Source organism: Desulfosporosinus sp. OT, assembly GCF_000224515.1.
Taxonomy (GTDB): Bacteria; Bacillota; Desulfitobacteriia; order Desulfitobacteriales; family Desulfitobacteriaceae; genus Desulfosporosinus.
This window is the reverse complement of sequence record NZ_AGAF01000054.1, coordinates 1-9,949: the sequence shown is the minus strand read 5'-3', so window position 1 is coordinate 9,949 and position 9,949 is coordinate 1. Positions and strand designations below refer to the sequence as shown.

The window sequence follows — 9,949 nt, the reverse complement described above, 5'->3', positions numbered from 1 at the left end:
TTATCAAATCCTTATTAAAGAGGCTATAACTCATTTTCATTTTAAGATAATTGAAAACAAAGAAAAAGATACTTGATACGGGTTTTAGTTTATTATTGCATGCAGTATTTGCCGTACGGCGTATAACAGAGGGTTTGCAACATCGGAGAAAATATGGATGTAGTAATCCGACGTCGCAAACCCTCGGGACGTTATCTGAAACCGCTGGGAATAATATATTTTGGGGACTGATTATTATGGGAGGAGAGAAGTTATGAATGTTCTTTTTTTAGTATTAGCCTTTATAAGTGTTATTATCTGGGCATATTATGGGCTGTTGTTTTTTGGTAATTTGAGGAAGAAACGGATTTTTCGTGGCAACGAATATTACGACAAAGAGATTATTTACCCATCATTATCAGTAATAATTCCAGCCTGTAATGAAGAAGAATCTATTAGACAGGCCATTAGTCAATTACTTGATCAAGATTACGCTGATTTAGAAGTGTTAGTCGTTAATGATCGCTCCACAGATCACACGGCAGTCATTCTCGAGGAACTTAAAATTAAATACCCTCAATTGAAAGTTGTAACTATTACTGATGTACCTACGCAATGGTTAGGCAAAAATCATGCTGTATATCAAGGAGTTAAGCAGGCTACAGGAGAATGGTTACTTATTACCGATGCCGATGTTATGTTCTCCCCTGGTAGTTTAAAGACGACTGTTAGCTATTCTTTGGAAAACAAGCTTGATCACTTAACAATCAGTCCTGATATAACATACAAAGGGTTTTTCTACGGTGGTTTTATTTCTCTTTTCCTTCTAGCAGTTACAGGCCTATACCTAAGTAGCAAGAGTGCTGGAATTGGTGCCTTTAACTTAATAAAAAGATCTACATACCAAGAAATTGGTGGTTATGAGGCAATAGCTATGCAGCCAATTGATGACTTTTCTTTAGGTAAATTAGTCGTAAAGAAGGGATATAAACAGAGTTACGGGTTTAGTAAAGGCCTGATATCTGTAAAATTATTTGATAACCTATTTGCTATGATAAAAGGCATAGAGAAAAATCAATTTGCAGGTTCAAATTATAGCGTTCCGACAACGTTGGCATTTTGTTTGATCATTCTTCTTCTGCATGTATACCCTTTTGCGGGATTATTCTTTGAATCGGGGTGGGCAAGAGTACTGTGTGGTTTTGCCATCATTATAGTATTTGCTATTTATAATTACTCAAAGAAATATATTGATGTGTCCCTAAAGCATGTTTTAATTCATCCTATATCAGGTTTACTGTACTTTTGGGCGGTATTAAACTCGATGGTCAAGATTCTAAGTAGGGGCGGGATCGAATGGCGGGGAACAGTTTATTCTTTAGAAGAACTGAGGAAACATACTATTTGAGAGTGATGACCTAAAAAGCGACAGGGACTAAAGTATTCTTGTTGGATTTGCAATAATTTCTGGGTGAGTCTTTGCCGCGGCATCAGATAACAACGTATTCCCAAAATCTGAGAAAATATGAAGGTAGTAACCAGACTTCGGGAATACGCGGAACGTTATCTGAAAGAGGCCTTCTGGGGTATGCTTAATGGTCTAGATGGAGTGAAATTTATGAATGATGATTATGTTTTAAACGTTCTAAATCAAGTAAATTACAGTAATCAAGAAGAGATAGATAAGGCAGTAGATATACTTTCTAGTGTGTCAGATGATTTAGTACCGAATTTAATCGTAATTAAGTCAGAGATAGCTGCAAAGGCGATTGTGAGAATCGGCTATCCGAGAGTCCAGAATGTATTAGCTGAGTTGTTAGTATGGCTTCAGGATATGAATTGGCCAGGTTCTTATCAAATCGCTGAACTATTTGTATCAATTGGTAAACCAGCAATTCTATATATCAAGGAGGTTTTAACAAGCAACGATGATGTATGGAAGTATTGGGTTATGGAATATGTTATTTCAAAATGGTCAAAAGATTTAGTTGAAGAGTTGAAGGAAGAATTAATATCAGTTATGTGTCAATCAGACATATTTGAATTCACAGATATTATTGCTATGAGAATTCTTGGTCAAAATGGGGTTAATATTAGACATATTTTCAATTCTAAGAAGAACGGTTTGGAAGAATACATAGAGCGACTTAATGAGCTAGAAGAAATTATTAAGGATTAACGTTGTCATTGATGCTTCGATTTGGGGGGAGGCCTCCATCAGATAACAGAGGGTTTGCGACATCGGAGAGAATATGAATGTAGTAACCCGACGTCGCAAACCCTCGGGACGTTCTACGACATATCGTGCAAAGGACGGCGCCATCCTTGGCGCGGGTGAAAAAGCTTTGTGTAGTATTATTTTGTGTTTATAAAATGATCAGAAAGAAAAGATGATCCGATTTTGCGAGGTGATTATATGGTGAAAAAAGCATTTGTGGTTATAGCAGGCTTAATTATATTATTAAGTTCAGTTATTTGCAGTAACAATAATAAGCAAGATTTTTATAGAGATTTTTATGGAATATATGCTTTTGAGCGAGTTTGCTATCTATCACCTTTTTCATCTACAACTATTTGGTATTTGAACAAAAAAATGGTAGGAACGAAATATACCATTAAATCTGATTTGTTTAAAATAGAATCTAATAATATTTACAATTCGGTTGAGATTAGTTCTCCGAAGTATGAGAAAGAAGAAATCCCAACCAAAGTATCAAAATTAGCTGATATTCGTTCTTTTCTTGGCACAAAAGTGGAGTGCCAATATACCATTGACACGATTCATAAGAGATTATTTGTTTCTTCGGATTGTTTGTGGATTGCTTCGTATGCTGATAATACAGATGACGGTTCGGAGATTATAATGAATATTTATAAATTGTCAAAGATCATTGAGTGATTAAGAGCTTAACAGGTTTAAATATTATCACCGAAATATTACAAAGTTGGGACATTTTAAGGCAGCGCCGTCCATGGCGCTGCTGAGTCTGGGGGCACGATACGTCGTAGAACAACGTATTCCCGAAATCTGGGATAATATGAAAGTAGTAACCAGACTTCGGGAATACGCGGAACGTTAGGCGACAGACCATGCGGGACTGGGCGTCCTTGCCCGGATTTGGAAAGGGACTATTGTGGAAGTTTTAATTAATGCACATTTGGAGAATGATGTGTACTAATTTTAGAAAGAATTGGAGGATTATTAATAATTATGACTTTTATATTACTCTGTATTCTTATAGGAATTCCAACAATTTCAATTGGATATCTATTCTATTGGAATTGGAGAAAATCAATTTGGCTATTAATACCAATTATAATTGTGTTTACCTCAGGAATTATTTTTATTGATGGAGGTTTTGAGGGCTTTAGGGATTACAGAAATTTTGATTTTGTGATAATTACTATTTGGTTTATATTATCCTCTATAATAGTACTAATTCCAATTTCAATTGGATACATATTCTATTGTAAGTGGCGAAAATTCTTATGGTTAGTACCAATAATAACAGTAATTATCACGGGTTCTATGTTTATTAGCGATGTAAGTCATATTCCCTCACGTTCATTAATAGGAAATATAAAATCTTATTTTGAGAATGGAACTTCTCTTGGATATATAGTTTACATACCTATAGTTGGCATTAGTTTAATTTCAACTATTGTATTTCTTATATATGACTACATTGGAAAAAGAAGATTAACAAAGATATAGTTCAAGAAGTATAAGTGTCGGTCATAAATTTCTTCTTTAATACCTCAATACAGTTTCAAGGGGGACGTTTAAGGGACTCCCGTCCATGGTCGTCTCTGAATCACGGGGCATGGTCCGCCGCCTAACCGAGGTTTTGCGACATCGGAGAAAATATGAAAGAAGTAACCCGACGTCGCAAAACCTCGGGACGTTAGACGAAAGACTTGCATGCAAGAATAATATTAGGGGGAAATGCTTTTGCCAAAATCTCGGGATTTGATCTATTTAAACGTCTATCCGAGTGAGAATAAAATTGTTTCATATGGTATTGAGTTTAAGGAATTCATTTCTGCATTGGTAAGACCATTGGATAATATTTTGATGCTATCAGGTTATTTTTCAGAAGGGGAATTTGATTTTACTACCAACTGTGAGTATATACCTAAACAGTCCATAACGAGAATTATTAATGAAGATGTATATAGATTGGGGGACTTTTGTTGGGTGGACTTTAAGGACATAGATGGCTTACGTTCATTAAAACCACCGGAAGTTGCAGAGCTATTATATCTTGGACATATGAAGAAACCTGTTACCTCGCCATTCTTTGAAAAACTTCAGAATCGTTTTGCTTATTTAGCCCATGATGACGGGTGGTTTAATATTTTTTATTACAGAAGTCAACGGGAGTTCGAAACTGTCATAGGTAAGGTAATTGTTTCAAAGCTATTTCTGAAATTTAGACGGAAAGCTATTCCAGATATACCATTTGAAATTTCAGAGCAACTAATGAACTATGGTCAAGAGGGACTGTTGATAGATTTTGATCGTATTATTAATGATAAGTCTCTAGAAATACCGATATTTGGAATAGGAAAAATGCTTGATATGGATGAAATGTACAATAATTTACAAAGGCATGTACAAAAAGCAAAGCTTGGAGAGTGTTTGGTTTTAAGGAAGAAAGAATGGAGTATTCAACCATATGACTATAGATAGAACAGCCTTGATTGAGGTATAAAACCCAAGAAGTATTCAGTTGCATTTGGGGGCAAGTCCTTCGTCTAACAGCGTATTCCCAAAATCTGAGATAATATGAAAGTAGTAACCAGACTTCGGGAATTCGCAGAACGTTAGACGACATGGCTGGGTCTTTAATTGGTGGGGGGTGTGGTATGTATTATAGGTCAATGGCGATATATTTTATGAGTGGAATAGGAAACTCTTTCCGAGCCGCTACATGGATGATGGAAATAGCCAACAAAAGAGACATAAGCTCAAAACTGCATCAGATCTCCAGATACTATAAAAAATCTGATTTCGCAGGAGAATCTAACGACCTGTTAGGGATGGTATTTCCAACACACGGGTTTACAGCACCTTGGCGCGTAATTAGATATGCTTTGCGTTTACCAAATGGAAGGGGGAAACATGCTTTTGTTGTGGCAACAAGAGCTGGGACTAGAATTGCATCGATACCGTTCCCGGGTTTAGAAGGTACTGCAGGTTATCTCATTGCACTCATACTAATTTTAAAGGGTTACATTGTGCGAGGAGTCATGGGGATTGATATGCCATCTAACTGGATGTCATTACACTGGGGTTTAAATCTACAAACTCCAAGTTTATCATTGATAGAGCTAAGATAAAAGCAGATTCTTTTATGAAAAGTATCTTGGAAGGGAAAAAAGTGTTTAGAGGACTTCAATTTCTACTAGTTGGTCTCATACTCAGTCCAATTTCTTTAGCTTACTTAGTCATAGGTCGGTTTTTCCTATCAAAGTTATTTTTCGCTTCATCGAATTGTACAGGTTGTGGTTTATGTGCTAAAAGTTGCACTGTTAAGGCAATAAGAATGGTAGGAAGTAACAAGTCTCGTCCTTATTGGACTTTCGCTTGTGAAAGTTGTATGAGATGCATGGGTTATTGCCCTAACAAAGCCGTTGAAGTAAGTCATTCATTTGCAATTATTTTGTATTTTATCGCAACACTACCAGTATCCTTTTACTTACTAGATGGATTAAGGAACTTCATACCGATAGAACATGACGTTTTCTTAATTAAGGTTTTGCTTGATTATTGTTACACATTGGTTTCAATTTTTGTAGCCTACCTTATTCTTTACTGGCTTATTAAAATTCCTTTGCTTAACAAGCTTTGTACATACATAACATTTGCACACTTTTATCGTCGGTATCACGAGCCTGACACAGCACTTACAGATATTGTTGTGGAAAGCAAAAATGATTGACGGGAACGGGTTGTGAGAGCGCAATTTGCCGCCACGCCGTCTAACAGAGGGTTTGCGACATCGGAGAGAATATGAAAGTAGTAAGCCGACGTCGCAAACCCTCGGGACGTTAGGCGACAGACCATGCGAGAGGACGGGCATCCTTGCCCGGATACGGAAGGGATGGTTGTTGGAGTTATATCAATGGGCTTATCATATTTACGGAATTTTTCAAAGTAAAGATTGTTTACATAACAGGAGGTTTTTATCCGTGATTGATTTCCCAGAGTTTATGAAAAATTGTAACAATCGTATCAGTAGTAAGGAGCAAAATACAGAAGATATTGAAGGATATTTTTACGATGGCGCAGACGGTAGTCAAATGGCGTTTTGGACTTGCAATGCTGACAGAATTTCCAAAAAACATACTCATGAATTTGATGAGTACATGGTTTGCGTTTGCGGCCAATATACAGTAATTATGCATGATAAAGAGTATGTTCTTAATCCAGGTGATGAAATTCTCATTCCGAAGAGGACAGAGCAATGGGGAAAGTGTATTTCTGGAACAAGAACTATCCATGCTTTCGGTGGAAAGCGGATTGATAGAGCCTAACGAATAGCAAATCAGCTTTAGCACTTTAATGCATCAATACAGCGCGAGAGGGGGATGTTCAAGGGACTCCCGTCCATGGTCGTCTCTGAATTACGGGGCATGGTCCGCCGCATAACAGAGGGTTTACGACATCGGAGAGAATATGAAAGTAGTAACCCGACGTCGCAAACCCTCGGGACGTTATGCGATACCTGGGTCATTCCTAGGCAGATTTATCAAGTAAGGTGGTATCTATTATGATAGTAAATATTATTTTTGCGGTTTTGAGCATCGTTCTATACTTTTTTATTAATAATAGAGGCTTAGCAGATGGTCCATCTCCAACAGTTTTAAACCTGCTTTTATCCTTGCTCTTTTTAGCATTTTGGTTGTTATTTGGAATTTACAGAGGGCGTGAAAGAAAAGTAAATTTTTTAATTTTCGCAATTCTATTTTGGACAATAGGATTAGGACTTTCATTAATTGCAATGAATCTGGGTCCGAATCCTTTGATTCTAGTAACTTTTGCATTTATGGCTCCAGTGAACGGGTTTATGTTTTTTGGATTTATGACAATTCAATTATTCATAGTATGTATGTTTCTACCATTAATACTAACTTGTATTGGTTATTTTCTCGGACGCATGAAATCTCATAAGAACTATGAGACTAAAGACTAAAAAAATGGAACGTTAATAAGGAAATCTAGTAAACAACTGCCGGCATCGCATAACAGAGGGTTTGCAACATCGGAGAGAATATGAAAGTAGTAACCCGACATCGCAAACCCTCGGGACGTTAAGTGAAATTGCTATTCAAGTTGAATTCTTGAGGAGGAATAAGATGAATGAAACTATTGTTATGATACACGGTATGTGGTGCGGCGCATGGGTATGGGACAATTACAAGACGTTCTTTAAGCAAAATGGTTTTGATTGTATTACGCCTAGTCTAAGGTTTCATGATGTTGATTCTAACGAACCTCCTAATCCTGAGGTAGGGATAGCAAGCGTATCAGATTATGTTGAGGACATTAAAAACATAGTAAATACCTTGGAAAAGCCACCAATTTTGATGGGACACTCCATGGGAGGAATGCTAGCACAAATTGTAGGAAGTCAAATTCCCACTAAGGCGATTATTTGTATCACAACAGCAGGACCATTTGGAATTTCGTTAATTCAGCCGCTTTCAGTTCTAAGGAGTTTTATAAGTATATCTACAAAGTGGAATTGGTGGAAAAAGCCAATGCGACAAACTTTTAATGAGGCTGCATATTCAATGTTGCATTTATTGCCCATAGAAGAGCAGAGAAGAATTTATAACAGGTTAGTCTTTGATTCAGGCCGGGCACTTTTTGAAACATCCTATATGAATTTTGATTCAGAAAAAGCCTGTAAATTTGATGAGTTCGAAATAACCAGTCCTATTTTATTTATTTCTGCCAAAGAAGATAGAATTATTCCAAGTTCATCAGTGAAAAAATGTGCTGCTAAGTATATGAAATCAACATATAAAGAATTTGATGATCATGCTCATTGGATTATTGGAGAACCAGGATGGCAAGATGTTTCTGAATATATAAACCGTTGGATAGGCAATAACTTAGGCTAAGGGACGGCAACTTCACATAACAGCGTATTCCCAACACTTCGCCAAGATGAATGTGGTTAGGACGCGTCGGGAATACGCGAAACGTTATCTGCCATGTGGCAATGACGCGGCCGTCCATGGCCGCTAGCAGAATCTCTGTGAATTTTTTGTGCATGCCTAAATGGTAGTCGTTTGGATTGATTGCCGTACCAGTTTGGTGGTGTCGAAAATAGTTCGAACAGAGCAAGTCCTCATGGTGTATCTGAGTAGAATAGATGAGGAAGTTAAAGATATAGGTTTCACCAGGAAGAGTCGCACTGATTACTTCATTTGAAATTGCTGGGATGGGGTTTAATGAATATTTTTTTGCAAGATCAGCTGAAGTCTGGGTCGGTTTAAATGGTGGTGTTAATCGGCAAGGTTGCATAGGAAAATATTAACCATAAAATTAGTAATAACAATTTTATTGAAGACTTGTTTACTAGGGATTAATTATAGGGTCGGTTTTGGTTCAGTTGAAATGAATTACATAATATAAAGGATTTACCAAGCGAGAAAAGGAAGTAATATAGGGTTTAGGGTCGGTTGCCGTCCGTGGCAACCTAGCTAACGGGTGCCACACGGCAGATAACACAATGTTACCGAAACTAGAGGATGATGAATGTGGTTGGGACGCTTCGGTAACACCCGTCCGTTAGGCGACAGACCATGCGGGAGACGGGCATCCTTGCCCGGATTTGGAAGGACTAGCCATTGGAGTTTACTAATGCACACTTGTATTAATTGCGTAGCAGATTTATCTAAACATTAGTCATACAAAGTATAAGATGAAAGGGAGTGGGTTGATTATCAAAAGTAGGCTTATAGTAATAAATATCGTATTTGCTCTCATAATATCAACCTCGGCTATGATGTTTGACAAGTCCAATTTATTTTGGGCATTTTGCACTGATGGATGGGGAGAGGTTGACAATAAGATCTTTGAGGGTTTACTGGTAACAGTTGTATTTCTAATAGCTTGGCTCGTATATGGAACTATTATGGGTTATACAAAGGAAAAGGGTTTTATGAAATTTGTTTCATTATACTGGGGAATTGGTGGTTCGATATGTTTAACCGCTGTGCTTATGGCACCCATTGGAAAATTTGTAATCATAGTGATTCCTGCATCTATACTTTTCTTAGCTCCGACTTATGGGCTCACTTATTTTTACGCGGCTAGCAGTAACTCTAATAATCAATTACTTATAATATGTATAATTTCATCATGGTCTGCAGGTGCTATTGGGTACTTGCTTGGTTATCAACTCAAGAAATTAAGGGTTAGCATGTTGTCGGATAAATAAATATGACGCATTCTTCACATTTCGTGTATCATTCAGTACAAGGGGGAACACTTAAGGGACTCCCGTCCATGGTCGTCTCTGAATCACGGGGCATGGCCCGCCGCCTAACAGAGGGTTTGCGACATCGGAGAGAATATGAATGTAGCAACCCGACGTCGCGAAATAGACGTTATCGGAAATCCTAGCCTTTGATATTTATTGAGATAATGCAAATTGCCGGTTTTGAAAGTTCTTCTGAGAGGGATGATCCTCGATTGTCAGGGCAGAATGCATGTTTCGTATGCTTGGGAATTATGCAAGTGTCGGATTCTGGGTAAGATGAAAGCTTCGTAAAGGAACGATTCATGAATTGATTGCAAGTTAACCGGTTAGATTGTCAAGGAATAAATGCATGTGTCGTAGCTGGGGTATTTCCGACGGACTTCCGATAACACAATGTTCCCGACACTTTGTCTATATGGAAGCGGTCAGGGCGCGTCGGGAATCCCCGTCCGTTATACGCCATACTAGGG

Annotated in this window: 12 protein-coding genes; all 12 read left to right on the top strand. The window is 37.6% G+C overall.

Going from position 1 to position 9,949, the window contains the following annotated elements:
- Positions 1–50: 50 nt before the first annotated feature.
- The 12 genes from DOT_RS30270 (at position 51) to DOT_RS04815 (ending at position 9,437) form a co-directional block, all read left to right on the top strand.
- The gene (locus DOT_RS30270; RefSeq protein WP_040411276.1) at positions 51–257 is read left to right on the top strand and encodes a hypothetical protein; all 207 of its coding nucleotides are present in this window, start codon (positions 51–53) and stop codon (positions 255–257) included.
- The gene (locus DOT_RS04860; RefSeq protein WP_009615000.1) at positions 254–1,387 is read left to right on the top strand and encodes a glycosyltransferase; all 1,134 of its coding nucleotides are present in this window, start codon (positions 254–256) and stop codon (positions 1,385–1,387) included. The genes DOT_RS30270 and DOT_RS04860 overlap by 4 nt, the downstream gene beginning before the upstream one ends.
- A gap of 210 nt (positions 1,388–1,597) precedes the next feature.
- On the top strand, positions 1,598–2,158 hold the full coding sequence (locus tag DOT_RS04855; protein WP_157998414.1) for a DUF5071 domain-containing protein: 561 nt from the start codon (positions 1,598–1,600) through the stop codon (positions 2,156–2,158).
- Positions 2,159–2,398: 240 nt separating this feature from the next.
- Positions 2,399–2,878 (top strand): hypothetical protein, encoded by a 480-nt coding sequence (locus DOT_RS04850; RefSeq protein WP_139024138.1) that lies wholly within the window; start codon positions 2,399–2,401, stop codon positions 2,876–2,878.
- Between the two features lie 312 nt (positions 2,879–3,190).
- Positions 3,191–3,694, top strand: coding sequence for a hypothetical protein (locus DOT_RS04845; RefSeq protein ID WP_009614992.1), 504 nt, complete (start codon positions 3,191–3,193; stop codon positions 3,692–3,694).
- Positions 3,695–3,931: 237 nt separating this feature from the next.
- A complete protein-coding gene (locus DOT_RS04840; RefSeq protein WP_009614990.1) occupies positions 3,932–4,672 on the top strand; it encodes a hypothetical protein in 741 nt (246 codons plus the stop codon).
- Between the two features lie 176 nt (positions 4,673–4,848).
- A complete protein-coding gene (locus tag DOT_RS31650) occupies positions 4,849–5,322 on the top strand; it encodes a hypothetical protein (RefSeq protein WP_009614989.1) in 474 nt (157 codons plus the stop codon).
- Positions 5,323–5,336: 14 nt separating this feature from the next.
- A complete protein-coding gene (locus DOT_RS32635) occupies positions 5,337–5,924 on the top strand; it encodes a 4Fe-4S binding protein (RefSeq protein WP_009614987.1) in 588 nt (195 codons plus the stop codon).
- Positions 5,925–6,174: 250 nt separating this feature from the next.
- Positions 6,175–6,519 (top strand): cupin domain-containing protein, encoded by a 345-nt coding sequence (locus DOT_RS04830; RefSeq protein ID WP_040411272.1) that lies wholly within the window; start codon positions 6,175–6,177, stop codon positions 6,517–6,519.
- A gap of 236 nt (positions 6,520–6,755) precedes the next feature.
- Positions 6,756–7,178, top strand: coding sequence for a hypothetical protein (locus tag DOT_RS04825; protein ID WP_009614983.1), 423 nt, complete (start codon positions 6,756–6,758; stop codon positions 7,176–7,178).
- Positions 7,179–7,341: 163 nt separating this feature from the next.
- Positions 7,342–8,112: an alpha/beta hydrolase gene (locus DOT_RS04820; protein WP_009614981.1), complete on the top strand. Its 771-nt coding sequence runs from the start codon at positions 7,342–7,344 to the stop codon at positions 8,110–8,112.
- A gap of 821 nt (positions 8,113–8,933) precedes the next feature.
- On the top strand, positions 8,934–9,437 hold the full coding sequence (locus DOT_RS04815) for a hypothetical protein (protein WP_009614978.1): 504 nt from the start codon (positions 8,934–8,936) through the stop codon (positions 9,435–9,437).
- Positions 9,438–9,949: the final 512 nt, after the last annotated feature.